Here is a 23496-nt window from a genome sequence, read left to right on the forward strand (position 1 = left end):
CATGCCCTTCCCAATGATCGTTCCTGCCGTCCTGTCCACGCTGCTGCCCGCGCCGATGAGCGCTTCGACCCTGCTGGGGCTGTCCACGCCGCCGCTGCACCTGACGGTCGCGGTGGACATGACCGGCAGCAGCAAGAACCCGGCGTTCAGGTACGCGGATCAGGCGCGGCTGCTCTCGCAGAGCGTCCTGCTGAACCAGCTGCGCTCCGGGGACACGGTCACGCTGCTGCGCATCTGCGACGGCGTTCAGACCGTCGCGGACTTCAAGTTCCAGTCGAAGAACGGCGCGCGGCTGGGCAAGGCGGACATCCTGCGCTACACGGCGGCCCTCACGAAGCCCTGCACCGGGCGGGGCAGCGCGATCACGGCGGGCGTGCAGCTGGCCGTCAAACGGGCCGCGCAGACGAAAGCTGTCGGGGACGTGACGGTGCTGTTCACCGACGGCGCGCTGCTGGACGACCCCAAACGCGCGTCGCTGGGCGCGGCGGTGAAGGGCTTCCTGAGCGCGAAGGACACCCGGCTGCTGTTCGTGGCGGGCCTGAGTCCCGAGGCGGGCGCGGGGGGCGTGTCCGTCCGGGATTCGTTCGTGAAGGCGCTGGGCGGCAGTGCCGCCGACAAGCGGGTGCTGCTGGCGGGCGCGTACGACCTGTCGAACGTGTACCCGACATTCGCGGCGCAGGTGAAGGCGGCCCGCCGATGAGCGACCGCACACCGGACCATGCTGGGGACGGCGAGGTACGCCCCCTGTCCCGCGTGACGCTCAGCGGCCCGGACCTGAGCACCGTGAACCTCGAATTCGAGGACGGCGCGCGTGAGCGGCGGGGGGACACGCAGCAGGTGATCGTGCCGCCCTTCCCTGAGGAGCCGCCCGTCGAGGTGGAGGTCGCGCCCGTCATTCCCACCGCCGACGAGCCGTTCGACCCGGCGCGCTATGAGGCGGCCCTGCCCGTCCCCGATCCGCTGGCGGCCGAGGCGTTCATGCCGGTGCTGACGCCTGCACACTTCGGGGAACTGCTGGGCGACCTGAGCGGTGAACTGCAGCTCGTGCGGGACGAGGCGGCGCGGGCGGCGCTGACGTCGCGTTCGCGGCTGCTGCGGCTGAACGTGGAGCAGTACCGCGTGAACTTCGAACTGGCCCGCACGACCCTGAACCGCGTGCTGGCCGAGACGGGCGTGGGCGTGCGGACGTCCTGGGCGCGGCAGCAGGAGCACCTGAACTTCATGAACGCGGCGAGCAGCGGCGTGGAACGCGCCTACGAGCAGGCGACCGAGGCGATCGAGCAGGCCCGCGCGGCGCGCTTCGAGGCGCTGGCACAGGCGGGCGTGCGGCCCGACACGGTCACCGCCGAGGATTTCTATACGCAGCAGGCGCTCTCTCAGCTGGCGGCCGAAGGCCACGCGGTGCGGCCGCCCGAGCAGAAGAGCGGCAGCAAACGGGTTTTCAATGCGTTCGCGGTGTTCAGCAAGTTCTTCGTGGGCCTGATCAGCGGCGTGAGCATCAATCTGCTGTTCAACCCGGAGTCGCGGCTGTACCTGACGCTGATCGCGCTGACGGCGGGCGTGATGTTCAGCGTGCTGCTGCTGTGGCTGGTGGATGAACTGTCGTACCGCGCGAAACTGGCGGCCAGCACGCCCGGCATGAGCCGACCCGCGCACTACGTGTGGGGGATCGTGGCGGTGACGCTGCTGTACCTGGGGGTGGAGGGGTTCCTGAACTGGGACGGCATCCTGCGGACCACGCAGGAGATCGCCGCGAACGCCGCGCAGCAGGGTCAACTGACGGACCTGAGTGCCGCGCCGGACGGGCCGACCACGCCGGAGCACTGGTCGCTGCTGGTGTTCACGCTGGCGCTGGTGGGCATGGCGGCGGGCGCCGCACTCATCCAGGGCCGCGAGCGGGCGCGCGGCGTGCTGGAACGCGAGCGGCTCACGGCGCGCGTCTCGGCGCTGAAGGCGGGCGGGACGTGGCACGAGGTGGCCCGCGCGACCGATCTGGTCACGTACCTGGAGGCGGCGCGCGACCGGCTGGCCCCGCCGCGTGACGTGACGAGCCCGGATCACGCGCGCCTGAACGAGCGGGTGCTGAGTCACTGGGAGTCCGAGCGGGACGGTCAGGTGCAGGCGGTGACGGGCGCGCTGGTGCGTGAGGCGCGGGCGCTGCACGAGACGCTGGAGGAGTTCGCGGCGCAGGTGCAGGCGGCGCGCTTCCCGCAGCGCCGGGCCGGGTGGCGCGGTCTGCTGGGCTGAACGGCATCGGGCATCAGGGAGAGGTTGGGGGCGCATCCCACCTCTCCTCTTTTTGTGGTCAGAGTCTCAATTAATAGTTCAATGTTAAGTAATATGGGGGTATGACGACCTTCTCCCCCGCTCCCGGCACCAGCCCCGTCCAGGGTCTGCACCACGTCACCGTCATGGCCAGCGACCCGCAGCGCAACCTCGACTTCTATGCGCTGGTGCTGGGCCAGCGGCTGGTGAAGGTCACCGTGAACTTCGACGACCCCGGCACGTACCACTTCTACTACGGCGACCACACGGGGCAGCCCGGCACGATCATGACCCACTTCCCCTGGCCCGGCGCGAAACGCGGCGAGCGTGGCAACGGTGAAGTCGTCGCCACCGCGTACAGCGCCCCCGCCGACTCGCTGGACTACTGGCGGGAGCGGCTGGCCGCGCACGCCCTGACCGTCACAGGGGGCACCCGCTTCGGGCAGCCGGTCCTGACCTTCGAGGACCCGGACGGCACCTGGGTGGAACTGGTGTTCGAGGACGGACAGGCCGTGCAGCCCTGGCCCGCCTCCCCGGTGGACGCCGCGCATGAACTGCGGGGCTTCCACTCGGTGACCGCCTGGGTGCGCGACACCGACGCCGTGCGGCAGCTGCTGGTGGGGCAACTGGGCTTCACGGAGGTCGGCAGCGAACCCGACGCCGAGGGAGTGCGCACCCGCTTCCGGGGCAGTGGAGACGGCGTGGGCCTGTTCGTGGACGCCGTGGAACGCCCCGGCCAGCCGCGCGGGCACTTCGGGGCGGGCAGCATCCACCACGTGGCGCTCCGCACCCGCGACGACGCCGAGCAGGAAGCATACATGACCAGCCTGACCGGCGCCGGGTACCGCCCCACGCCCGTGCAGGACCGGCAGTACTTCCACTCGATCTACTTCCGCGAACCGAACGGCGTGCTGTTCGAGATCGCCACCGACGCCCCCGGCTTCCCCGATGACGAACCTGTGTCGGAACTCGGGAAGCACCTGAAACTCCCCGCGTGGTTCGAGGGTCAGCGGGCGCAGATCGAGGCGCATGTGCCGCGCATCGTCAGCCGCGAGTACGGCGTGACCATCGGCCAGCGCGACCTCGGGGCCGCCGCACCCGAGGTGACCCCCGACGACGAGGGCACGGGCGTGCAGGTCTTCACCGCGGGCCGCCCGCTGGACGACGCGCGGGTGGCGATGGTCCTGCTGCACGGGCGGGGCGGCACGGCGCGCGACATTCTCTCGCTGGAACGCGACTTCAACCTCAGTGCGTTCACGTACCTCGCCCCGCAGGCCGAGGGGAACACCTGGTACCCCCTGTCGTTCCTCGCGCCGGTCGAGCAGAACCAGCCGCACCTGGACCGCGCGCTGAACACCGTGGACGCCGTGATGGGCGAACTGGCCGCGCGCGGCATTCCCGCCGAGCGGGTCGTGCTGGGCGGCTTCAGCCAGGGCGCGTGCCTCGCGCTGGAATACGCCAGCCGCACCGAGCGTAAACCCGGCGCGGTGGTCGCCTTCAGCGGCGGCCTGATCACCCTGGACCAGGGCAGCACCTTCCCCGGCACGCCCGTGTTCATGGGCGTCGACCCGCGCGACGGGCACATCCCACTCTCGCGCTTCGAGGAAACGGCCGCGCAGCTCCGCACCCGCGGCGCCCAGGTGGACGCCCGCGTCATCCCCGGCCTGGGCCACACCATCAACGCGGACGAACTGAACGCCGCCCGCGCCGTGATGCAGGGGATCGCTGGCGCGATGGGTTGATGGTTGAAAGTTGATAGTCGAAGGTTGATGGAGCGGCGATGTCCTCCATCAACCATCACCTTTCAACCTTCTACCTGAGGAGCGCAGCGACGAACACCGGCACGGCGTCCGGTCCCTCGAAGCCGGGGGTCAGGGCGCGCAGGGTGAAGAGGGCGCGGTTGCCCTGAACGTCCACGCGGTCCAGGCGGTAGCGGGTCGCGCAGGCCCGCTCAGGGGGGAGGGCGCGATCGCGCCAGACCTCCTGGCCGTTCACCACGAGGCGGAACCCGGCGGGGCGTTCGCCGGGAGGGAGCATCTCCGGGTATGGGCAGCGGGCGGGGAGGCGCAGCACCTCCAGCCGGACGGGCACGGGGTGCGTCCAGAGGCGCACCGGGGTGAGCTCGGTCTGCCCAGCGCCCATGCCGTCCGCCCAGCGGGGGTACGGCACCGGGTACGCCCGCTGGTAGCGCGGCGGCGAGAGGGGCCGGGCGGTGAACGGGGCGACGACGGCGCGCGTGGCGGGCGTGGTCAGCAGGGCGTTCAGGACGCTGGCTGGCCCGGCGTCGGCGGTGCGGGTGGCCTGATGAACGGTGCGGCCACTCTGGGTGTCCAGCACCGTGACCTGCGCGTGTCCGAACCCGCTGCCGTCCCGGTCGCCGCTGACGACCGTCATGACCTGGGAGCCGTCGGTGCTGAAGCGCACCTGGGTGACGGGCAGGCGTTCGTTCGCTCCGGCCAGACTGGTCAGGCTGAACGCCAGCAGAAGCGGGAGGAGTCGGCGCATACCCGCACCGTACTCCTCCCGCTCCTGCGGCGTGAAGGGGGTTACTCCTTGACGCCCCCGGCGACGGCGCCGCCGACGAAGAAGTTCTGGAAACCGTAGAACAGGCCCACGATCGGCAGGGCGCCCAGCGTGGCGGCGGCGGCGAACACGCCCCACTTGGTGCTGAACTGACCGCTGGTGAACGAGCGGAGCATCACGCCGACCGTCCAGTTCTCCACGCCGGTCATCAGGATGCTGGCCAGGATGAACTCGGCGTACGTGCCGATGAACTGGTTCAGGAAGATGAACACCAGCATCCCGCGCGACAGGGGCAGCACGACGCGCGTGAACGTCTGCCAGCGGGTCGCGCCGTCCACCATCGCCGCTTCCTCCAGGGACTCGGGAAGGCTTTCCACGTAGCCCTTGAAGATCCAGGTGTTGAACGCGATCGCGCCGCCGGAGTACGCGAGGATCAGGCCGGTGAAGGTGTTGCCCAGGCCCAGGTCGGTCAGCAGTTTGAACACGGCGACCAGCGCCAGGAACACCGGGAACATCTGGATGAAGATGAAGAACAGCAGCATCTGGAAGCGGCCGGGGAAGCGCATGCGGGCCATGGCGTATCCGGCGGTGGTGGACAGCACGATGGCGAGCACGCCGGTCAGGCCGGACACGAACAGAGTGTTGCGCACGGACAGCAGGAACTTGCTCTCGTTGCTGCCGCCCGTGAACTGCGCGGGGGTCATGAACACGACCAGCAGGGCCAGCGCGGCGACCAGCACCCGCAGGCCCCAGCTGCGGACGTTCGCCAGTGTATCGGTGTCGCGCCCGACCTTGCTGACGATCAGCGAGATCAGCGTGGCGGCCAGCGCGGCCCCGCCGATCACGGCGAGCAGCAGCTGCCACGCGGGAATGGTGACGCCCTCGAACAGCTTGGCGAAGTTCTCCAGGTTCAGTTTGCTCAGGTCGGGCAGCAGGCCGGTCTTGTAGAAGATGTTGGGGTTCCCGAAGTCCGGGAACGCGAACAGGCTGTTGCGCGGGTCGAACGCGGCGATCAGCACGTAGAACAGTGGGTAGATGGCGGTCAGGACGACCAGCATCAGGAACAGGTGGGTCAGCTGGTCGCCCAGCACGGCGAGGTAACTGATGCGCCGTCCCGTGCGGGCCATGCCGATCCGCTGCCCCACGAGGCTGGTCAGGGCCAGGACGCCGCTGGCGGCCAGCAGGAACAGCAGGAAGCGCACCCAGCCGCGGTCCACGAAGTAGATCGAGAAGCTCTTCTGCTTGTCCTTCAGGCTGTCGACCAGGGCGTAGCCCAGCCAGCCCAGCAGGGCGAGGACGGCGGCGGTGACGATCCACGGGAGGGCGCGGCGCAGCGCGGACGGTTCGCGGTGCACGTACCCGCCGGGTGGGAGGTTCTGGGGTGCGGTGGTCATTTGCGGGCCTCCTCGAACACGCCGGCCGCCTTGAAGTTCACGACGCTGATGGCGAGGGTCAGGAAGAAGATGATCATGGCGATGGCGCTGGCCAGCGCGAAGTTCTGGCCGCCGGCGGACACGAACGCGGTGTTGTAGCCCCAGGACAGCAGGATGTCGGTGCTCTGCGCGGTGCTTTCACGGCCTTCCTGGGCGGGGCCGCCCGCCGTGAGCAGGTAGATGATGCCGAAGTTGTTGAAGTTGAACGCGAAGCCCGACAGCAGGATCGGCGTGAACGAGTTGCGCAGTAGCGGCAGGGTGATGCCGGTGATCTGCTGCCAGCGGCTGGCTCCGTCGATCTCGGCGGCTTCGTACAGGTCGTCGTTGATGGTGCTCAGGGCGCTGATGGTGGCGGTCATCATGTATGGGAAGCCCAGCCACAGGTTCACGAGCAGGATGCTGATCTTCGCCCACAGCGGGTCGTTCAGCCAGGGAATCGCGACGATGCCCAGCAGACCCAGGGTCTTGTTCACGATGCCGAACTGCTGGTTGAACAGCGCGACCCACATCTGCACGCTGATCACGGTGGGAATCGCCCAGGGGAGGAACAGCAGCGTGCGGTACACGTTCCGGCCCTTGAGGCGCTTGTTGTACAGCAGGATGCCCAGGATCAGGCCCGCGACCGAGTTCAGGACGATGGTGCTGAACGCGAAGATCACGGTCCACAGGAACACGGGCCACAGGGCGCGGCTGGCCTTCCCGAAGATCTCCTGGAAGTTCGCGAGGCCCACGTAGCTGATCTTGTTGATGCGGGTGGCCTGCGCGACCTGCAGCGTGTCCGGGACGGCGCTGGTCAGCGTGAAGGTGTTGCCCTGCGCGGACGCGACCTTCACGCGGGTGGGGACGCTGGCGTCCTCGTCGTACAGGACCATGGTCGCCCCGGCGCAGGTGTCGGTGCGGCACGTCAGGTAGTCCTTCGCGCTGCCCTGAAGGCCGCTCAGGGTGACGGTGCGGCGGTCGCTGCTCAGCGTGGCCTCCTGGCGGGCGGCGCTGTCGGGGTTGCCGCTGTTCTGCCCGCTGTAGTTCGTGAAGGCGTAGTTCACGGTCAGCACGACGGGCAGCACCGTGAACGCCAGGATGAACACCAGGGCGGGCAGCAGGTAGAACCAGTTCGTGATCCACGGGAACGCGCGGTACGTCAGGGGGGACAGGACGACCAGGGCCAGCAGCGTGAATACCAGCAGCAGGTAGGCGGGCGCGCCGGGCACGACCTGCGCGGTCAGGGTGGACAGCAACCAGCCGATCAGGACGGACGCGCCCATCAGGGCGGCCAGGATCAGCAGGGCGGTCAGGATGCCGCGCGGGCCCTGGGGGGGCACGGTGCGGGAGCGGGGTGCGGACAGGGTGGTCATCTCGTGGGGGCCTCCGGTCAGGCGCAGTCCCGGCCGCCTTGGGCCGGGGAGCTGGGTTCAACAGATTCGCAGTAAGGTAGCGCCACTCCAGGGCAGGCCGCGAGGGTTCTCGTCAAGACAGGCGCGCGGCGCGTTCCAGCGGCGTTCCATGGCCGGGGAATCACGGCAGTCAGGACGAGGACGCGGGGGGAACCGCTGGCCGTGTCTGGCGCTGGGTCCCTCCGCGTCCTGTATGGCCCGGGTGGGGCGAGGTTGTGTGCATCCCGCCCCACCTCCCCGGGTGGTTACTTGATGCTGCTGTTGATTTCCTGGACGGCCTTGTCGAGGATCTGGCCGTAGTTCTGGTTGGGCTTCTGGACGCTCTGCGCGACGGCGTTGCTCCAGGGGCCCCACACGGCGCCCATCTGGGGCACGTTGGGCATGGGGGTGCCCATGCTGATGGTCTTGCCGAAGCCCTGCACGACGGGGTCGGCCTTGAGCTTGGTGCGGGCGCTGAGGCTGGCGGGGATGCGGCCGCCGGCTTTGTTGAACGCGACCTGCGCGTCGCTGGAGCTGATCATCTTGGCGAACTGGGCGGCGACGGCCTTGTTCTTGCTGTAGCTGTTCAGCATGGTGCCCTGCACGCCCACGAAGGGGCTCCACTTGCCGCTGGCGCCGGGAGGGGTGGGGAAGGCCATGATGCCGTAGTTGATGCCGGCCTTCTTGATGTCGCCCATGTCCCAGGGACCGGTGAGGAACATCGCGAGGCGGCCCTGCACGAACGCGCTCTTGGCGGCGTCGCCGTTCACGCCTTCAGGCACGAGGTTGTACTTGTAGCGCAGGTCGTTCAGGAACGCGCTGGCCTTGTCGGCGCCGGCGTTGGCGAGGCCCACGTCCTTGACGTTCAGGGTGCCGCCGTTGTTCTTGAAGACGTAGCCGCCGTACGCGCTGATGATGCCGTACTGCATGTAGGCGTTGCTCAGGTCGGCCAGGTAACCGAACTTGCCGTTGCCGGTGTTCTTCTGTGCGGCGGCCAGGAAGGCGTTCCAGCTGGTGGGGGCGCTGGGGACCAGGGCCTTGTTGTACACGACGGCGACCGCTTCGGCGAACATGGGGATGCCGAACAGTTTGCCCTGGTAGGTCATGGCGTTCAGGGCGGTCTTGTCGAGGTCGGTGCGGCTGGTGACGAACTTGTCCATGGGCTCGATCACACCGGCGGCGGCCAGCTGGCCGAGGCGGTCGTGCGGCTGGGTGGTCAGCAGGTCGGGGCCCTGGCCCTTGGGGGCGCTCTGGATGAACTTGTCGGTCATCTCGCCGAAGGGGACGCTGACGACGTTGACGGTGTTGCCGGTCTTGGCTTTGAAGTCGGCAGCCTGGGCGCGCAGCCAGGTCAGTTCGCTGTCGCCGAAGTGGGTCCAGACGGTGATGGTGGCGGCGCTGGCCTGGCCGAGCAGCGCGAGGGACAGGATGGTCAGAGCTTTTTTCATAGTTCTCCTTGCATGGCGCGAATGTGAATCGCTTCCATTTCTCGGGATCGTCTTTGGTTCCATCGACCTTCCACGGCAGGGAGGTATCTGGAATCGGTGCGGCTGAGCGTCCGCGACCGGGAATTCTTCTGGTTGCTCGCCCGCCATTATAAGCCTCAACCGGTGTCCTGACAATGGGGTGACACCGACAATTTCACCGTCCCAGTCAGGAAGAAATCAGTTGTCGCCCAGGGCGGATGACCCGGGGCGGCATTCTGATGCGCGCAGACACAAAATGGAAACTGGAAGCGGTTCACAGAATCCTAACGCTCTCATCTGCCCTTTGGGTACCCCCCAGATCCCCCAGAAACCCTGGAACCGGTGGAATCGGTTTAGACAGCTCCACGCCATCGCCTGACCAATGGTCGCATCAAAGCCCACCCAGACAGCGTCCACGCATTTGTGAAGCCCGGACACCCAATGATGACGCGCCACCTGCATGGACACGGGAACCACCCAATCAATCCGTGTCCCAACCCGCCCGGAAGGACACAGGGGTGTCACCTGCACGGGAGGAATCGGACGGACTCCGATTGACCGGCCATCGCAGCCCATTCAACCGGAACGGAAGCGAGTAGGAGCAGGGCCGGTTCCGGACGCGGAGTCTCGCCCAGTCGGGGCGGCGGTGGAGGGCGGTCACCACCTCGACCTCCGGGAAATTGCCGCTCTGTCCTGACCGACCGGTCAGGGTGCGGGCGTATACTTCGCCCCATGTCGTCCGCCGCCCCCTCCCCCCCCGGCCGCCACCGGGCGCACCAAACTGATCCTGTTCCTGACGATCTTCATCGCCATGCTGGGCCTGAGCGTCCTGTTCCCGATCATCGCGCCGCTGGGCCGCCAACTGGGCCTGACCGAGACGCAGACCGGCTGGTTCTCCACCGCGTACTCGCTGATGCAGTTCGTCTTCTCGCCCATCTGGGGGGGCCGCAGCGAACGCGTGGGCCGTAAACCCGTCCTGCTGCTGGGACTCGTGGGCTTCTCGATCAGCTTCGGGCTGTTCGGCGTGCTGGCGCAGGCGGGCCTGAACGGCGCGCTGGGCGGCACGGCGCTGTTCATCCTGCTGGTCGCCTCACGCGTGATCGGCGGGATGCTCTCCAGCGCGACCCTCCCCACCGCGCAAGCCATGATGGCCGACCTGAGCAGCAAGGAGGACCGCGCCGCCAGCCTGGGCCTGATCGGCGCGGCGTTCGGCCTGGGCGTCGTGTTCGGCCCCGCCATCGGCGCCGCGCTCAGCGGCATCAGCCTGACCGCGCCGGTGTTCTTCAGCGCCGCGCTGGGCCTGGTCACGGCGCTCGTCGCGTGGCGCACCCTGCCCGAAACGCGCGTCAGCGGCGCGAAAGTCGCCGCCAAGGGCAGCCGCCGCGCGCTGCTCTCTCAACCCACCGTGCTGCTGCTGCTGGCCGTCAGCGCGCTGTCCACCCTGGCAAGTGTCGGCATGGAGCAGACCATCGGCTTCTACGTGCAGGACACCCTCCGCCTGACGCCCGAGGGCGCGGCGCGCACCGTGGGCATCATGCTGACCCTGTTCGGCTTCGTCGCGGCCCTCGTGCAGGGCGGCGCGATCCGCCCCCTGGCGAAGAAACTCCCCACCACGCCCCTCGTGTCGGCGGGCCTGCTGATCATGGGCGTGGGCATGCTGCTCGTGCCCGCCGGGCAGTCCTTCTGGCCGATCACGCTGGCCCTGGCGGTCGTGGGCATCGGCAGCGCGATCCTGAGCCCCAGCCTCAGCGCGGGCCTGAGCCTCTCGGCCGGGGAGGACCTGCAGGGCACCGTCGCGGGCCTGAACAGCAGCGCCCTGGCCCTGGGCCGCATGGCCGGACCCCTGATCAGCACCGGGCTGTACCAGACAGTCAGTCACGCCGCGCCGTACGTCCTGAGCGGCAGCGTCCTGCTGGCCCTGCTGGCCGTCATGCTGCTGATCCGCCCGAAGGTGCAGCCCGCCGCCGCCTGAAGGCACTGCACCCTGAAGACCGTGCACCTGCGGCCCCCCTCCCGGCACCGGGGTGGGGGCCGCGTGACTTGGACGTCCTGCCGGGCCGCGCGTACACTGCCCGGATGACCGACGCACGCCGCCCCCGCACCGCCCGCGACCGACCCAGGTCAGATTTCAACCGGCCCGACGCCGCCCGGCCCGCCCCGTTCAACCCGGCCCGCGAGGTCGCCGTGCGCGTCCTGCTGCGCGTCATGGACGCCGGGGCGTTCGCTGCGCCCACCCTGGACGCCGCGCTGCAGGAAGCCCGCCTGCCCGCCCGTGACGCGGGACTGGCCACGCACGTCGTGTACGGCGCGCTGCGGCACGCGCCCAGCCTGACCCGCGCGCTCGACGCCCGCCTGACCGGCGAGACCCACCCGAAGACCCGCGCGGTGCTGCTGGCCGGAGCGTTCGAGAGGCTGTTCCTGGGCACCCCGCCGCACGCAGTCGTCAGCGAGTACGTGAACCTCGCGCGCGGCGCGCGACTGGCGCCCCCCGGACTGGTGAACGCCGTGCTGCGCCGCCTGGAAACCCTGAGCCCCGACGAGATCGTCCCCGACGAGATGCCCGCGTGGCTGGCGGACGTGTACCGCCGCGCGTACGGCGCGCAGGCCCCGGACGTGCTCGCGGACCTGCTGGAACCGCAACCCCTGTGGCTGAGCCTGAGCGACGCGGGCGTCCGCGCGCTGGAGGACGAGGGCAGCGTCCTGGAGGGCACCGTGCAGGGCGTGGACCGTGTGGCGCTCGACCGCCCGCTGCGGCAGACGACCGCGTTCCAGCGGGGGCAGGCGCAGCCGATCAACCCGGCCAGCCTCGCCTGCGTGGACGCGCTGGGCGACGTGCAGGGCGCGCGGGTGCTGGACCTGGCGGGCGGGGCCGGCGTGAAGGCCGCGATGCTCGCCACGCGCGGCGCGCAGGTCACCAGCGTGGACGTCATCGAACGCAAGCACGCCCAGGCCCGCACGAACCTGAAGCGTCTGGGCCTGACCGCGCAGTTCATCACGCACGACCTGACGCAACCGCTGCCCGCCGAGTCCGCGCCCGCCGTGCTGCTCGATGCGCCCTGCACCGGCAGCGGCACGTTGCGCAGCCACCCGGAGATCAAGCTGCGCCTCACGCCGGACGCCGTGCAGGAGATGGCCGAGCTTCAGGCGCGGATGCTGCCGAACGCCGCCGCGCTCGTGCAGCCCGGCGGGACGCTGGTGTACTCGGTGTGCTCGGTCACGCCGCAGGAAGGACCGGAGGTCGTGCAGGCGTTCCTGGACACCCACCCGGAGTTCACGGCGCAGCCCGTGCCGGACCTGGAGGTCCCCACCGTGCCCGCCGGGCCGGGCGTGCTGACCGTGCCGGTCGGCGGCGTGGACGGGTTCTTCATCGCGCGCCTGCAGCGACAGGCCTGACCCGAGGGTCGGGGTAGGCTGGGGCCATGCGCCTCCTGCCTGCCCTGACCGTCACCGCGCTGCTCGGCCTGCCCGCGTCGGCTTCGGCGCAGACTCCCGCCAATTGCGCCCTGGCGAACGCCGTGGACAGCGGCAGTTACGCCACGCTGACCATCGACAGCTGGTCCGAGGCCGACGAGGACAACGCCGCCGGGAACTGGGCCGATTGCCGCGCCGCCGCGCTCAGGCGCAGCCTGACCGGCAACCCGAAACTCAGCGCCCGCATCGACGGGCTGCGGAGGCAGGTGCGGCAACTGCGGGCACTCGAGGGGCAGTTCGCGGGCATCCGCGCGGGCGGCGGCACTCTGTACGGCCACGCGGTCCCCCGCTCGTTCCCGTATCTGGAGGAGCAGCTCGCGGGCCTCGCCGCGCTGGCCCGCACCACCCTGGGCGCACAGACCGGTCAGCGTTACGCCGCCCTGATCGCGCAGGCCCGCAAGGACCACGCGGCTTACGTCGCCACCCTGCGGGCCTACAAGCCCGGACCGGACGAGACGTACTCCACGTACAACGCCACCGAGTGGAAAACGTTGGTCGCGCAGTACGAGGCGCTGGGCCGCGCCGTCATGACCACCCTCGGCACCCGCACCGACGCCGCGACCGCCCTGGGGTACTCCATTCTGACCACCACCCTCTTCCCCGCCGACGGCGAGTTCTGATCACAGCGTCTGAGCGCTGGACCGCCGGTGCAGGTGCGCCCAGGTCTCGCGTTCCAGCATGAAGCCCCACGCGCCGCTGTCCAGCCGCACCCCGGTCAGGGTCACGGTGGCGCGCTGCTGCGTGAAGGTCAGCAGGATCTGACCGTCCCCGTGCAGTGGGGGTCGCACCTGCCAGCCCTGCGCGGCCGCCCCGGTCTGCCAGCGGTCGAGGACAGCACCCAGGTCGCTGTCGGCCTGGAGGAGCAGGTGGGGCGCGCCGCCGGAAGTCCGCCCCGACACGCCGTCCAGGGACAGGCCCGGCCCGGGTTGGTCGTCGGGACCGCCGGATTGCAGGAGAGGCAGGTCGAGGACGCCCCCTCGCGGCGCACCCGACCCCAGCCACGCGGTGCCGAGGTCGAACAGGTCGTCCCGCACGTCGAATCCGACCGCCCCACCCGACAGCCTGGGCAGGCCAGCCGCGCGCAGGGCGTCCTGCACGGCCTCCAGGCTGCGGAAGGCCGCCTCGGGCGTGGTGGGCACCCGCAGCCGGACGTGCCGGGCTCCCGTCAGGTCGCGGTACACGCCCAGCGGGACCACGCCGGGGGGCCAGCGCAGTTCTCGTAGGGGGGCGGGCAGGTCGCCCACCCGCCGGGACCACTGCGGGCGCAGCAGGTGCAGGGCCATCCGCGCGCGTGCCCACCAGGGGCCGGGAGATACCGCGTGGCGGGGATACCGGAAGGTCCAGCGGGACATGCCTCACGCTAGCGGACCGGACGGGGTGCGCGGGGCGCACCTGCGGCGCTGGGCGTTATCAATGGTGCGGACAGGTTCATCACTTCAAGACCTGTTGCGCAGTAGAGGTCGGAGCAGGTAGGTTCAAGGGTGTTGCGGCTTGAGAAGCTGAAATCCAGGGGGCGGTCCTTTGAACGGCTGGTGGGGTTGAGTCCTGCCGAGTTTGACCAGCTGCTGATTGAACTGGAGCCCTTGTGGGAACGGAGTCATCACCGCTCCCTTTCCCGCGCCGGACGGGTCCGGCGCATCGGAGCGGGCAACACCTTCAAGCTCGACCTCAGCCAGCGACTGCTGGTCACGCTGCTCTATCTGCGACAGTACTTCACCATGCATGTTCTGGGCATCCTGTTCGATCTGGACGCGGCGAACATCTGCCGGAACATCCATGCCCTGCTGCCGGTCCTGGAGCAGGCGTTGCCTGCTCCCCTCCGTCCCCGGACGCTCCAGGCCGAGCCGGATGAGGCTCCTGGAGGGGCGAGCAGGAACCCGAGGAAAATACGCTCTCTAGAGGAGTTTCTGGAGATCTTCCCCGAACTGACCGACGTGATCGTGGATGGGACTGAGCAACCTCGCGGGCAGCCGAAAGTGAAGAAGGGGGAGAACCCCGGCAAGAAGGCGGTCGGGCGGCCCAAGGACAAGAAGCGCTTTTACAGCGTCAAGAAAAGGACCCATACCCTGAAAACCCAGGTGGCGGTGACGCCCGAAGGACAGATCGTGCACCTCAGTGCGACCGCCAGCGGTCGCACCCACGACATGAAGGTGCTGCGACGTTCCCGACTGATGAACCGACTGCCCAGGCACGTCCGGGTGTGGGGAGACCGGGGCTATACCGGAATGGAGAAGGTCTATCCGGACTGGGAAACCATCGTGCCCGCCAAACGACCGAAGAACGGCGAGTTGAGCAAGGAGCAACGTGAGCTGAATCGGCTGATCTCCAAGGTGCGGATCAGCGCTGAGAATGCCATCGGCCGCATCAAGAAATTTCGCGTCTGCAAGGAGTTTTTCAGGAATCGGACCTCACAGCACGGCGTGATGTGGGGGTGTGTCGCCGGACTCGTCAATCTCCGTTGGCAACGCCGCCACCACCTCTGCACGCCCTGAGCGTAGGGACAGATCAGTGGGGAGCCGCGAATCGGCTCCCCACTGATCCTTCAACTACTGCGCAACAGGTCTTCAGGGCAGACCAGCGATGAACACGCAGTGTTGACCCCTCCCCCTTGAGGGGGGAGGCTGGGAGGGGGTGAGCAGGAATGGCGTTACAGCAGACGTTTTCCATGCTCGTCCCCCCTGGCGCCCGAACAGTGTCCGCACTATCTGGTTACAGCAATGCGCGGATGCGGGCTTCGAGTTCGCGGGCGACGGCGTCCGGTCCGGCGCTGATCGTGGCGGCGCTCAGGTGCCAGCGGCCGCGCTGTTCGAATTCGCTGGTGAACAGGCTGGCGACGCCCGTGGCGCGGCGGTCCACTTCCAGGATGACGTCCAGGCCGCTGCCCTGCGGGAAGAGCATCATCTCGATCTCGGCGATGCGGTACTGGCCGTGCGGGGGGCGGAAGCTGATCTCCTGCACGATGCGGCCGTGGTGGTACTCGATCTCGCTGCCGCTGAGCTGGAAGCCCAGGCGCTGGGCGCCCTGGAACAGCACCTCCATCTCGCGGCTGGGGAGGATCTGGAGGTGGTCCTGGTCGCCGGGGTCCACGGCGCCCGCGATGTCCATGTCGGTCGCGAGCCACAGCTGCGTGCCGGGCAGCGACAGGGGCGTGCCTGCCTCGACGGGGATGCTGAACGGGAATTCGCGGCGTTCCCCGGCGCGCAACTCGAAGGTGGGGATCACCTGGAATTTGCTCAGCTGGTGCGAGACGTAGCTGTCGTCGCTTTTATAGCGGGTGGCGAGGCCTAGGTTCACGCGTTCGATGCGCTGGTCGAGGTTCCCGCCCTGCACGACCAGCACGCCGGTGACGCTGTCGCCGATGCGCACGGCGGGGTTGTGGACCTGGGCGTCGACTCGCGCGCCGCCCACTCCGATGGCGGCCATCATCTTCTTCAGGAATCCCATGAGGGCCGGTACGGGGGAAGGCGCGCGGAGGTTCCCGGTCCGGTCAGCTGCCCGCCTTGCGGGGTGCCCGGCGGGCGGGGGACTTGCGGGGCGCGGGGGTGGTCGGTTCGGCTGGCGTGGTCCGTTCGGCTGGCGCGGTCGGGTCGGGGACCGTTCCGGCGGCCATCATGGCGGCGCCGATGATCCCGGCCTCGTTCAGCAATCTGGCGGGCACGACGCGGCTGCGGTCCAGCTTCAGGTGCCCCTGCCACTTCTCGGCTTTCTTGCTGATCCCGCCGCCGATGATGAACAGGTCCGGGCTGAACAGCAGTTCCAGGTGCTGCAGGTACGTGCAGGCGCGTTTGCTCCACTGTTTCCAGTTCAGATCGTCGCGTTCGCGGGCGCGGTCGGACGCCCAGGTCTCGGCGTGCTTGTCGCGCAGCCACAGGTGACCCAGTTCGGTGTTGGGGATCAGCACGCCCCGGTGGATCAGGGCGCTGCCGATGCCGGTCCCGAAGGTCAGGACGAGCACGGTGCCGTCCTCGCCCTGCCCGGCGCCGAAGCGGGCCTCGGCGAGTCCGGCGGCGTCGGCGTCGTTGATCAGGTGGACGTCGTGCCCGGTGGCGTCGGTGAACAGCGCGTCGGCATTCAGGCCCACCCAGTCCGGGTGGACGTTCGCGGCGGACAGGGTGTGGCCGCGCTGCACGATGCCGGGGAAGGTCACGCCGACCGGTCCCGGCAGCCCGAAGTGCTCGACGAGCTGCTGCACGACACGTTTCACGTCGTCTGGCGCGGCGCCTTCGGGCGTGGGAATGCGCCGGCGTTCGGCGGTCAGTTGACCGGTGCGGGTGTCCACGGGCGCGCCCTTGATGCCGCTCCCGCCGATATCGATGCCCAGGATCACGCTCATGAGGGTCAGCGTACCGCACGGCCACGGGCGGGTCAGGGGGGTGTCAGGCAGACAACCCCGTTGGACGGGGTGCAATATTGTACCGAAAGCGCTATACCCTGGGGAATCATGGATTCAACCTCGCTGCGCGAACGCCAGAAGGAGCGCCGCCGCGCCCGCATCTACAACGTCGCCATTGACCTGTTCAAACGCGGCGGGTTCCAGACGACCACCGCGACCGACATCGCCAGGGCCAGCAACGTGTCGCGCGGGACGTTCTTCAACTACTACCCCTACAAGGAAGCGGTGCTGCTGGATTACGGCAGCGAGGTCATGAACCGGCTGCGCGACCACGCCGAGGCCCGCCTGCACGACGGCGCCGCACCCCTGACGGTCCTGTACGAGATCTGGGATCACCTCGCCGACGAGAACACCCGCGAACGCGACCTGTTCCCCCCCCTGGCGTACGAGGTCATGAACCCCAACCCCGAACGGGCCCGCACCGCGTACCAGGCGCTGCCGCTGAGCAAGGTCATCGAACTGATCCTGCGGCCCATGCACCAGGCGGGCCTGATGCGCACCGACCTGTCGCTGCAGCGCATCAGCAACCTGATTGCCGACACGTACCTGATGGTCGCGCTGCGCTGGAGCGCGTACGGCACCGAGCGCCCGCTGCGTGACGAGATGCGCATGGCGCTGAACCTGCTGCTCGAAGGCGCGGTGAAGCGCGACGTGCGCTGAGGGCCGCGTGCGCGCCGTTCACGCCTTCCCTGACCGCAGGCCCTACACTGTCCTGATGATTCGCTCCCCCCTGCGGCCGGTGCGGGCATGATACGGATTCCGTTTGTTTCGCCAACAATCCGGAACTTCACCGGATTGCCGACTCCACGTCCGGAACCCGTTTTACTCCTCCTCTGCGGGGCAGCTCTACGAGTCGCATCCGCTCGGATTGAATGGCCTTTGCAGCCCATTCAATCGGAGTCCGTATGACGCACCCGGAACTGCGGGTGGGCACCGCCCGGACCACCTTCCCGTTCAGTCGCGGCCTGCTGGTCGAGTCCCTGGTGAACGCCGGGGCGAGCGCGCCCGTGGCGTCCGCCGTGTCCCGCCGCGTGGAGCAGCAGCTGCGCCTGGCGCGCCGCACGGTGGTCAGCCCGGCGGAACTCAAGGCGCTGATGGTCGAGGTGACCCGCGACGTCGCCGGGGACGAGGTCGCGCAGGCCGCGCAGGCGCAGACCCCGGCCTTCCAGGACATCTTCGTGACCGCCAAGAAGGGCGACCTGCCGTTCAGCCGGGGCGTGCTGGCCCGCACGCTGGAGGACGCCGGGCTGTCCGGCAAGGACGCCTACGCGACCGCCAGCGTCGTGGACGTCCGCCTGCGGCAGCGGGGCGTGACCAGCCTGAGTGCCGAGGAGATCGACAACCTGACCGAGGCGGCGCTGGCCGAACGCTACGGCGAGCACCTGCGCCTCACGTACCGCTACCTGCGGCACAACCGCGGGAAGCTGGGCGTGATCGGTGACGGGGCCAGCGTGCCCAGCCCGTTCAGCAAGGGCATCCTGGTGCAGAGCATGCTCGCGGCGGGCGTCACGCCGGACGTGGCACGCAAGGTGGCCCGCGTGACCCAGCGGGACCTGCGGGGCCGCGACGACCGCGTGATTCCCCGCCACGAGATCCGGCAGAAGGTCGAGGCGCTGCTGCGCGACGAGGTCGGCCCGGACGTCAGTGCGCGGTACCGGCTGCTGCGCGTGATCCGCCGCCCGCCGCGCCCGGTGATCGTGCTGCTGGGCGGCGTGAGCGGCACCGGCAAGAGCTTCCTGGCCGCCGAGATCGCCTACCGCCTGGGCATCGCGCGGGTCGTCAGCACCGATTCCATCCGGGAAGTCATGCGCGCCATGGTCTCCCCCGCGCTGCTGCCCACCCTGCACGCCAGTACCTTCAGCGCCTGGGAGGCCCTGCTGCCGCCCGGCGCGCCGCGCCCCGAGCATCCGGACCGCGCCGCGCTGATCGCGGGCTTCCGGGATCAGGTGCAGCAGGTCAGCGTCGGCCTGAGTGCCGTCGTGCAGCGCAGCGTGCAGGAGGGCAGCAGCCTGGTCCTGGAGGGCGTGCATCTGGTCCCCGGGTACATCCGCGCGGACTCCTACGCGGGCGCGATCGTGGTGCCGCTGCTGGTCACGCTGCCCGACGCGGACGAGCACCGCCGCCACTTCGAGAGCCGCGACACGGAAACCGCCGCCAGCCGCCCCCTGCACCGCTACATGGGGTACTTCCGCGAGATCCGCGCCATGCAGGACGAACTGGAGGCGCTGGCCCACCAGTACGAGGTGCCGATGCTGGACGGCCTGACGCTGGACGAGAGCGCCGAGCAGGCCGTGGACATGGTCCTGCGCCGCGTGCTGGTCGCCCTGACACCCGAGGAACGTCGCGCGCTGCTGGGCGAGGGCCACGCGGACCTGAGCTTCGGTGGAGGCTGAACCGGCCCGGCGCCGCGAGCACGGACCCTCAGGGCATCAACCGCTGAATCTGCCACTCCTCGCCGCTGCGGGTGTACGTGAAGCGGTCGTGCATGCGGTTGGCGCGGCCCTGCCAGAACTCCCACCCGTGCACCTGCACGCGGAAGCCCCCCCAGAAGGCCGGGCGGGGCACCTCGGTGCCGTCGGGGTAGCGGCCATGCAGCGCGGCGAACTTCGCCTCCAGCGCCTCGCGGCCCGCTATGGGCGCACTCTGCGGGTCGCTGGCGTGCGCGGCCAGCTGCGATTCGCGCGGTCGGGCGTGGAAGTACGCGTCGCTTTCCTCGTCCGGGATGCGGGTCACCGGGCCGGAGGCGCGCACCTGCCGTTCCAGTTCCGGCCAGTGGAACAGCAGTTCCGCCTGCGGGTTGGCGTTCAGGTCGCGGCCCTTGTGCGAGTCGTAGTTGGTGTAGAACGTCAGGCCCGCCGGGGTCGCGCCGCGCAGCAGCACGGTCCGCACGCTGGGCCGCCCGCTCGCGTCGGCGGTGGCGAGACTCAGGGCGTACGGTTCGCGCAGGTCCGCCCCGATGGCCTCCTGCAGCCAGCCCTGGAACTGGGCCAGGGGGTCGGGGTTCAGGTCGGCGCGGCGCAGTTCGGCGCGGGTGTACGACAGGCGCAGTCCGGTCAGGTCGGTCATTCGGTCTCCCGGCGCAGGGGCTGGCATTGCGGACAGTGGTGCGTGCCGCGCTGAGCGACGACGCTCTTCTCGATGGGCGTGCCGCAGCGCGGGCAGGGTTCGCCGCCCTTGCCGTACACGTTGTGCGCGTGCTGGAACAGGCCGGACAGGCCGTCGTGCTGGCGGTAGTTGCCTTCCCCCTTCCCGAGGCTGCTGCCGCCCGCCTCGACGGCGCGGCCCATCACGTCGCGGACCGCCTGGTACAGCCGCCCGGCTTCCTCGCGGGTCAGACGGGTCTGGGTGGGGTGCAGCCCGGCCATCCAGAGGCTCTCGTCGGCGTAGATGTTCCCCACGCCGCTGACGGGCTTCTGGGACAGCAGCCAGGGTTTCACGGCACCCGCCTGCGCGGCCAGCGCGGCGAAGTCCTCCTCGCGGAAGTCGTCCGAGAGGGGTTCGGGGCCCATGGCGGCCAGGGTGGGCATACCAGCGTACGCGCCGGGCCGCACGACGGCCATCTTCCCGAAGCGGCGCGGGTCGTCGAAGTACAGGTCACCCGCGTCGGTGCGCAGGGTCACGCGGGTGTGCTTGCCGCCCTCCAGCCGGAAGCCGCCGGTCATGCCGAGGTGCACGATGAATTCCAGGTCATGCGGGCGGTCCGGGTCATTGTGGGCGGCGTCAGCGGCGGCGAGGTGCAGCATCAGGTACTTCCCGCGGCGGGACAGGCCGGTCACGCGGCGCCCGGCGGCGAGGTGCGTGTCGCGGTACTTGTGGGGCGCGTCGTGCTGCACCTCCAGGATCGTGCGGCCCAGCAGCAGCGGCTCGATCTTGCGGCGGGTGGTTTCCACTTCCGGCAGTTCAGGCATACCGCCGCAGCATAGGCGCCGCCCGCCGCGCAGACTGCGGCGTTCGTTTCAGGTGACGCGGCGTCAGGGGAAGTACACCTGCTCGACCTTCAGCACGCGACTGCCGCTCAGCTGCAGCGCGACGACCTTCTCGCTGAACGGCCAGCAGCCCTGCGGGTGGTACCCCTTCCAGGCGGACACGAAGGTCACGAGCGGGACGGTCATCACGCCGCCCGGGCGGTTCAGGCAGGACAGGTCGAAGGTGGTCCTCGCGTCGGTCTTCAGGGTACGCAGCTTCGGGTTGACGTTCCGGAGGTACAGGCCACTGGGGTTCGCGTCGAAGTACGCCTGGGCGTTCGGGTAATCCCCCAGCGCGACGACCCGGCGGGCGTCCGCGTCGGTGTCGTTGTACACGTCCACGTAGTCCAGGGTCAGGGTAGCGACGCTGCCCTGCACGGTCACGGCCTTCAGCACGGCGTACTGCGTGGCGGCCAGAGCGGATGGGGTGAGGGCCAGCAGGGCGGTCAGGACAAGGCGGCGCATACCCGCAGCGTACAGGGTAGGCGGCGCGGTACGCTGCCGTTGATGCCCACCCTGCTGCTGACCGGCTTCGAGCCTTTCCACACGCATCACGTGAACCCCAGTTTCCTGGCGGCGCAGGCCCTGCACGGCCGCACGCTGGGCGGGTACGTGATCGAGGGCGCGCTGCTGCCCGTGGAACCGGGCGCAGCGCGTGAGCGGCTGGACGCCCTGCTGGACTGGCTGACGCCGGACGCGGTCCTGCTGACCGGACTGGCGAGCGGGCGGCCGCAGGTGACGCTGGAGCGGGTCGCGGTGAACGTCATGGACTACCGCATCCCGGACAACGCCGGGCGTCAGTACCACGACGTGCCGGTGATCCCGGACGCCCCGGCGGCGTACCTGAGCACCCTGCCGCTGCGGGCCACGCTGCGCGCGTGGCGGGACGCGGGCATTCCAGGCGGGATCAGCGACACGGCGGGGACGTTCGTGTGCAACACGGTGATGTTCCACGCCCTGCACGCCCTGCACGCGGCGGGCCGCGAGGACGTGCCGTGCGGGTTCCTGCACCTGCCCGCGAACGCGGAGGTGGCGCTGGCGGAACCGAAGCCAGTGCCGTACCTGCCGCAGGAGGAACTCACGCGCGCGGTCGAGGTGGCCGCCCGCGCCTCCATCCAGTAACGCGAGTCCTTCAGCTCATACGGGATTCAAGTGGTTCCACATCTTGCGGAGTCGCCCGGTGGCCCCCTCACCCTTCCGTCGCTTCGCTCCTCCCTCCCTCTCCCACCAGGGGAGTGGGGACACGGAACGCGATCGCGTTGCAAGCAAGTCAATTTGATCCCGTATCATCCGGAACCCGTTTCTCTCCTGCTCGCTCTGCTGCGCGGCTCTCCGAGTCCGCTCGGATGGAACGGCGGTAGGAGACATTCCACCGGAGTCCGTATCAGGGGAATGGGGCGCGGCCCGGCTGCCAGCTCCCGGCGGGGCCGCCCGCCCAGTGCCATTCGCCGCCGTGTGGTTGCCCGGCCAGGGCGGCCTGGACAGCAGTCAGTGGCACGCGGCGGGCGAAGCGGGTGCGGGCGTGCCACGCGGCCAGGGCTGACTCGGGCCGGGCGGGGCGCAGGCCGCGCAGGGCGGCGGCGGCGCGGTTGACGGCCAGGTCGAACAGTGCGTCCGGGACGGCGCCGCTGCCGCCGGTGCCCGCCGGGGCGGGGTCGGTCAGGAAGGGGCGTTCGCGGGGCATGTCAGGCGATGCGCGGCTGCTGGCCCAGTCGGCGGATCTGCGCGGCGCGGCCCGTGGTCAGGGCGGCGTTCAGGCGCAGCAGCGCGGCGACGGTCATGGGGGGTTCCCCCCGGCGGTGCCGGGATCGGTGGGCGGCACGGTCACGTCCAGTTGCGCGGTGCTCAGGGCGGCGGCAGCGGCTTCCTCCCAGTGCAGCAGGGTGTGCAGGCCCGCGTCGTCGGGGGGCGCGGCCGTGCCGGTCGCTTGGGCGATGCGGGTCCAGAGGTCGCGTTTGGTGGCGCTCAGGTGCGCGGCGATCGCCGCGACGCGCGGGTGCGGCTGGCCGTCCACGGCGTCCAGGGCCGCCTGGAGGCCCTCCTGGGGGTCGTGGTTCACGCGGCTCAGCAGGGCCGATAAGGTGGCGGGGTCGTCCATGTCAGTTCAGCCGGTACGTGTCGCCGTCGCGGGTCAGGCGGCCCAGGTCGAGCAGGCGGGCGGTGACGGCGCGGGCCTGCTCGTCGGTCAGGGGGCTGCGGGCGCTGAGGTCGTCCAGCGTGAAGCGGCCGCCCAGGCGGTGCGCGAGGCGGTAGACCATGCGTTCCTGGATGTCCAGGCGGGGTGCGTGCTGCTGGCGGCGCGTGAAGGCCCACCAGACCAGTGCGGCGACGAGCGTACCGATCAGCAGGGCCAGCGGGATCAACTGGCCCGCGAAGGTCGGGTCGCCCACCTGCTGCCCCAGCGCGTGCAGTTGCGCCTGCGCGGCGCTGATCTGTTCGGGCGTGCCGGTCTCGCGCAGGCGACGCAGCGCGCCGCGCGCCCGCAGGTAGCTCATGACGCCGCCCAGGTCGCCGCGCACGTAGAAGGCGCTGTACGCGATCAGCGCGGCCGACAGCCCGGTGATGGCTGACAGGAGGACTTTCAGGACGTTCACGACCGCATGCTACGCG

General features: G+C 69.8%; 23 protein-coding genes. 10 read left to right on the forward strand and 13 right to left on the reverse strand.

Features of this window, described 5'->3' with window-relative positions; all coding sequences use genetic code 11:
* Position 1 precedes the first annotated feature (1 nt).
* The 3 genes from EXW95_RS03720 (at position 2) to EXW95_RS03730 (ending at position 4007) form a co-directional block, all read left to right on the forward strand.
* A complete protein-coding gene (locus EXW95_RS03720; RefSeq protein WP_254605720.1) occupies positions 2 to 700 on the forward strand; it encodes a VWA domain-containing protein in 699 nt (232 codons plus the stop codon).
* Entirely contained in the window at positions 697 to 2247 is a 1551-nt protein-coding gene (locus tag EXW95_RS03725; RefSeq protein ID WP_254605489.1) for a hypothetical protein, read from the forward strand. The genes EXW95_RS03720 and EXW95_RS03725 overlap by 4 nt, the downstream gene beginning before the upstream one ends.
* A 101-nt stretch (positions 2248 to 2348) precedes the next feature.
* Positions 2349 to 4007 carry a VOC family protein gene (locus EXW95_RS03730; RefSeq protein ID WP_174366320.1) on the forward strand — a complete coding sequence of 553 codons (1659 nt, stop codon included), beginning with the start codon at positions 2349 to 2351 and terminating at the stop codon, positions 4005 to 4007.
* A 70-nt stretch (positions 4008 to 4077) separates the two neighbouring features.
* On the opposite strand, the gene EXW95_RS03735 is transcribed toward EXW95_RS03730, so the two are convergent.
* The 4 genes from EXW95_RS03735 to EXW95_RS03750 all read right to left on the reverse strand — a co-directional run bounded on the left by EXW95_RS03735 (position 4078) and on the right by EXW95_RS03750 (position 9039).
* A complete protein-coding gene (locus EXW95_RS03735) occupies positions 4078 to 4770 on the reverse strand; it encodes a DUF2259 domain-containing protein (protein ID WP_174366321.1) in 693 nt (230 codons plus the stop codon).
* Positions 4771 to 4811: 41 nt separating this feature from the next.
* Positions 4812 to 6182, reverse strand: coding sequence for a sugar ABC transporter permease (locus EXW95_RS03740; RefSeq protein ID WP_174366322.1), 1371 nt, complete (start codon positions 6180 to 6182; stop codon positions 4812 to 4814).
* The gene (locus EXW95_RS03745) at positions 6179 to 7573 is read right to left on the reverse strand and encodes an ABC transporter permease subunit (protein ID WP_174366323.1); all 1395 of its coding nucleotides are present in this window, start codon (positions 7571 to 7573) and stop codon (positions 6179 to 6181) included. Before EXW95_RS03745 ends, EXW95_RS03740 begins: the two co-directional genes overlap by 4 nt.
* 284 nt (positions 7574 to 7857) lie before the next feature.
* Positions 7858 to 9039, reverse strand: coding sequence for a maltose ABC transporter substrate-binding protein (locus EXW95_RS03750; RefSeq protein ID WP_174366324.1), 1182 nt, complete (start codon positions 9037 to 9039; stop codon positions 7858 to 7860).
* A gap of 799 nt (positions 9040 to 9838) precedes the next feature.
* Between EXW95_RS03750 and EXW95_RS03755 the strand changes: the two genes are divergently transcribed.
* From EXW95_RS03755 to EXW95_RS03765, 3 genes are all read left to right on the forward strand, one after another.
* Positions 9839 to 11029 (forward strand): MFS transporter, encoded by a 1191-nt coding sequence (locus EXW95_RS03755; RefSeq protein WP_256435024.1) that lies wholly within the window; start codon positions 9839 to 9841, stop codon positions 11027 to 11029.
* Positions 11030 to 11133: 104 nt separating this feature from the next.
* The gene (locus tag EXW95_RS03760; protein ID WP_174366326.1) at positions 11134 to 12450 is read left to right on the forward strand and encodes an RsmB/NOP family class I SAM-dependent RNA methyltransferase; all 1317 of its coding nucleotides are present in this window, start codon (positions 11134 to 11136) and stop codon (positions 12448 to 12450) included.
* Between the two features lie 26 nt (positions 12451 to 12476).
* The gene (locus tag EXW95_RS03765; RefSeq protein WP_174366327.1) at positions 12477 to 13148 is read left to right on the forward strand and encodes a hypothetical protein; all 672 of its coding nucleotides are present in this window, start codon (positions 12477 to 12479) and stop codon (positions 13146 to 13148) included.
* On the opposite strand, the gene EXW95_RS03770 is transcribed toward EXW95_RS03765, so the two are convergent.
* Entirely contained in the window at positions 13149 to 13880 is a 732-nt protein-coding gene (locus EXW95_RS03770) for a hypothetical protein (protein WP_174366328.1), read from the reverse strand.
* 132 nt (positions 13881 to 14012) lie between these two features.
* On the opposite strand from EXW95_RS03770, the gene EXW95_RS03775 reads away from it, so the two are divergent.
* Positions 14013 to 15020, forward strand: a complete 1008-nt coding sequence (locus EXW95_RS03775) for a transposase family protein (protein ID WP_174368799.1) — start codon at positions 14013 to 14015, stop codon at positions 15018 to 15020.
* 217 nt (positions 15021 to 15237) lie between these two features.
* Here EXW95_RS03775 and EXW95_RS03780 read toward each other — a convergent pair whose 3' ends face one another.
* Both EXW95_RS03780 and ppgK read right to left on the reverse strand, forming a co-directional pair.
* On the reverse strand, positions 15238 to 15972 hold the full coding sequence (locus tag EXW95_RS03780; RefSeq protein WP_174366329.1) for a sporulation protein: 735 nt from the start codon (positions 15970 to 15972) through the stop codon (positions 15238 to 15240).
* Positions 15973 to 16015: 43 nt separating this feature from the next.
* Positions 16016 to 16861: a polyphosphate--glucose phosphotransferase gene (gene ppgK / locus EXW95_RS03785; protein WP_174366330.1), complete on the reverse strand. Its 846-nt coding sequence runs from the start codon at positions 16859 to 16861 to the stop codon at positions 16016 to 16018.
* Positions 16862 to 16969: 108 nt separating this feature from the next.
* On the opposite strand from ppgK, the gene EXW95_RS03790 reads away from it, so the two are divergent.
* Positions 16970 to 17581, forward strand: coding sequence for a TetR/AcrR family transcriptional regulator (locus tag EXW95_RS03790; RefSeq protein ID WP_174366331.1), 612 nt, complete (start codon positions 16970 to 16972; stop codon positions 17579 to 17581).
* 245 nt (positions 17582 to 17826) lie between these two features.
* On the forward strand, positions 17827 to 19314 hold the full coding sequence (locus EXW95_RS03795) for an ATP cone domain-containing protein (protein WP_174366332.1): 1488 nt from the start codon (positions 17827 to 17829) through the stop codon (positions 19312 to 19314).
* Positions 19315 to 19342: 28 nt separating this feature from the next.
* Here the strand turns inward: EXW95_RS03795 and pdxH are convergent, their stop codons facing one another.
* The 3 genes from pdxH to EXW95_RS03810 form a co-directional block, all read right to left on the reverse strand.
* Positions 19343 to 19987, reverse strand: coding sequence for a pyridoxamine 5'-phosphate oxidase (pdxH, locus tag EXW95_RS03800; protein ID WP_174366333.1), 645 nt, complete (start codon positions 19985 to 19987; stop codon positions 19343 to 19345).
* Positions 19984 to 20829, reverse strand: coding sequence for a DNA-formamidopyrimidine glycosylase (locus EXW95_RS03805; protein ID WP_174366334.1), 846 nt, complete (start codon positions 20827 to 20829; stop codon positions 19984 to 19986). The genes pdxH and EXW95_RS03805 overlap by 4 nt, the downstream gene beginning before the upstream one ends.
* Positions 20830 to 20892: 63 nt before the next feature.
* Complete coding sequence (locus EXW95_RS03810) at positions 20893 to 21351, reverse strand: hypothetical protein (RefSeq protein WP_174366335.1); 459 nt, start codon at positions 21349 to 21351, stop codon at positions 20893 to 20895.
* Positions 21352 to 21393: 42 nt separating this feature from the next.
* Here EXW95_RS03810 and EXW95_RS03815 point away from each other — a divergent pair, with 42 nt between their 5' ends.
* Complete coding sequence (locus EXW95_RS03815) at positions 21394 to 22008, forward strand: pyroglutamyl-peptidase I (RefSeq protein ID WP_174366336.1); 615 nt, start codon at positions 21394 to 21396, stop codon at positions 22006 to 22008.
* Between the two features lie 262 nt (positions 22009 to 22270).
* On the opposite strand, the gene EXW95_RS03820 is transcribed toward EXW95_RS03815, so the two are convergent.
* The 3 genes from EXW95_RS03820 to EXW95_RS03830 form a co-directional block, all read right to left on the reverse strand.
* The gene (locus tag EXW95_RS03820; protein WP_174366337.1) at positions 22271 to 22570 is read right to left on the reverse strand and encodes a hypothetical protein; all 300 of its coding nucleotides are present in this window, start codon (positions 22568 to 22570) and stop codon (positions 22271 to 22273) included.
* A gap of 93 nt (positions 22571 to 22663) precedes the next feature.
* A complete protein-coding gene (locus EXW95_RS03825; RefSeq protein ID WP_174366338.1) occupies positions 22664 to 22984 on the reverse strand; it encodes a hypothetical protein in 321 nt (106 codons plus the stop codon).
* Between the two features lies 1 nt (position 22985).
* Positions 22986 to 23480, reverse strand: a complete 495-nt coding sequence (locus EXW95_RS03830) for a hypothetical protein (protein WP_174366339.1) — start codon at positions 23478 to 23480, stop codon at positions 22986 to 22988.
* Positions 23481 to 23496 lie beyond the last annotated feature (16 nt).

It is taken from the genome of Deinococcus sp. JMULE3 (assembly GCF_013337115.1).
Taxonomy (GTDB): domain Bacteria; phylum Deinococcota; class Deinococci; order Deinococcales; family Deinococcaceae; genus Deinococcus.

Excerpts from the sequence above, each read along its gene's own strand:
- EXW95_RS03720 (WP_254605720.1), top strand. The coding sequence starts at position 2 with ATGCCCTTCCCAATGATCGTTCCTGCCGTCCTGTCCACGCTGCTGCCC.
- EXW95_RS03725 (WP_254605489.1), top strand. The coding sequence starts at position 697 with ATGAGCGACCGCACACCGGACCATGCTGGGGACGGCGAGGTACGCCCC.
- EXW95_RS03730 (WP_174366320.1), top strand. The coding sequence starts at position 2,349 with ATGACGACCTTCTCCCCCGCTCCCGGCACCAGCCCCGTCCAGGGTCTG.
- EXW95_RS03735 (WP_174366321.1), bottom strand. The coding sequence starts at position 4,770 with ATGCGCCGACTCCTCCCGCTTCTGCTGGCGTTCAGCCTGACCAGTCTG.
- EXW95_RS03740 (WP_174366322.1), bottom strand. The coding sequence starts at position 6,182 with ATGACCACCGCACCCCAGAACCTCCCACCCGGCGGGTACGTGCACCGC.
- EXW95_RS03745 (WP_174366323.1), bottom strand. The coding sequence starts at position 7,573 with ATGACCACCCTGTCCGCACCCCGCTCCCGCACCGTGCCCCCCCAGGGC.
- EXW95_RS03750 (WP_174366324.1), bottom strand. The coding sequence starts at position 9,039 with ATGAAAAAAGCTCTGACCATCCTGTCCCTCGCGCTGCTCGGCCAGGCC.
- EXW95_RS03760 (WP_174366326.1), top strand. The coding sequence starts at position 11,134 with ATGACCGACGCACGCCGCCCCCGCACCGCCCGCGACCGACCCAGGTCA.
- EXW95_RS03765 (WP_174366327.1), top strand. The coding sequence starts at position 12,477 with ATGCGCCTCCTGCCTGCCCTGACCGTCACCGCGCTGCTCGGCCTGCCC.
- EXW95_RS03770 (WP_174366328.1), bottom strand. The coding sequence starts at position 13,880 with ATGTCCCGCTGGACCTTCCGGTATCCCCGCCACGCGGTATCTCCCGGC.
- EXW95_RS03780 (WP_174366329.1), bottom strand. The coding sequence starts at position 15,972 with ATGGGATTCCTGAAGAAGATGATGGCCGCCATCGGAGTGGGCGGCGCG.
- ppgK (WP_174366330.1), bottom strand. The coding sequence starts at position 16,861 with ATGAGCGTGATCCTGGGCATCGATATCGGCGGGAGCGGCATCAAGGGC.
- EXW95_RS03790 (WP_174366331.1), top strand. The coding sequence starts at position 16,970 with ATGGATTCAACCTCGCTGCGCGAACGCCAGAAGGAGCGCCGCCGCGCC.
- EXW95_RS03795 (WP_174366332.1), top strand. The coding sequence starts at position 17,827 with ATGACGCACCCGGAACTGCGGGTGGGCACCGCCCGGACCACCTTCCCG.
- pdxH (WP_174366333.1), bottom strand. The coding sequence starts at position 19,987 with ATGACCGACCTGACCGGACTGCGCCTGTCGTACACCCGCGCCGAACTG.
- EXW95_RS03805 (WP_174366334.1), bottom strand. The coding sequence starts at position 20,829 with ATGCCTGAACTGCCGGAAGTGGAAACCACCCGCCGCAAGATCGAGCCG.
- EXW95_RS03810 (WP_174366335.1), bottom strand. The coding sequence starts at position 21,351 with ATGCGCCGCCTTGTCCTGACCGCCCTGCTGGCCCTCACCCCATCCGCT.
- EXW95_RS03815 (WP_174366336.1), top strand. The coding sequence starts at position 21,394 with ATGCCCACCCTGCTGCTGACCGGCTTCGAGCCTTTCCACACGCATCAC.
- EXW95_RS03820 (WP_174366337.1), bottom strand. The coding sequence starts at position 22,570 with ATGCCCCGCGAACGCCCCTTCCTGACCGACCCCGCCCCGGCGGGCACC.
- EXW95_RS03825 (WP_174366338.1), bottom strand. The coding sequence starts at position 22,984 with ATGGACGACCCCGCCACCTTATCGGCCCTGCTGAGCCGCGTGAACCAC.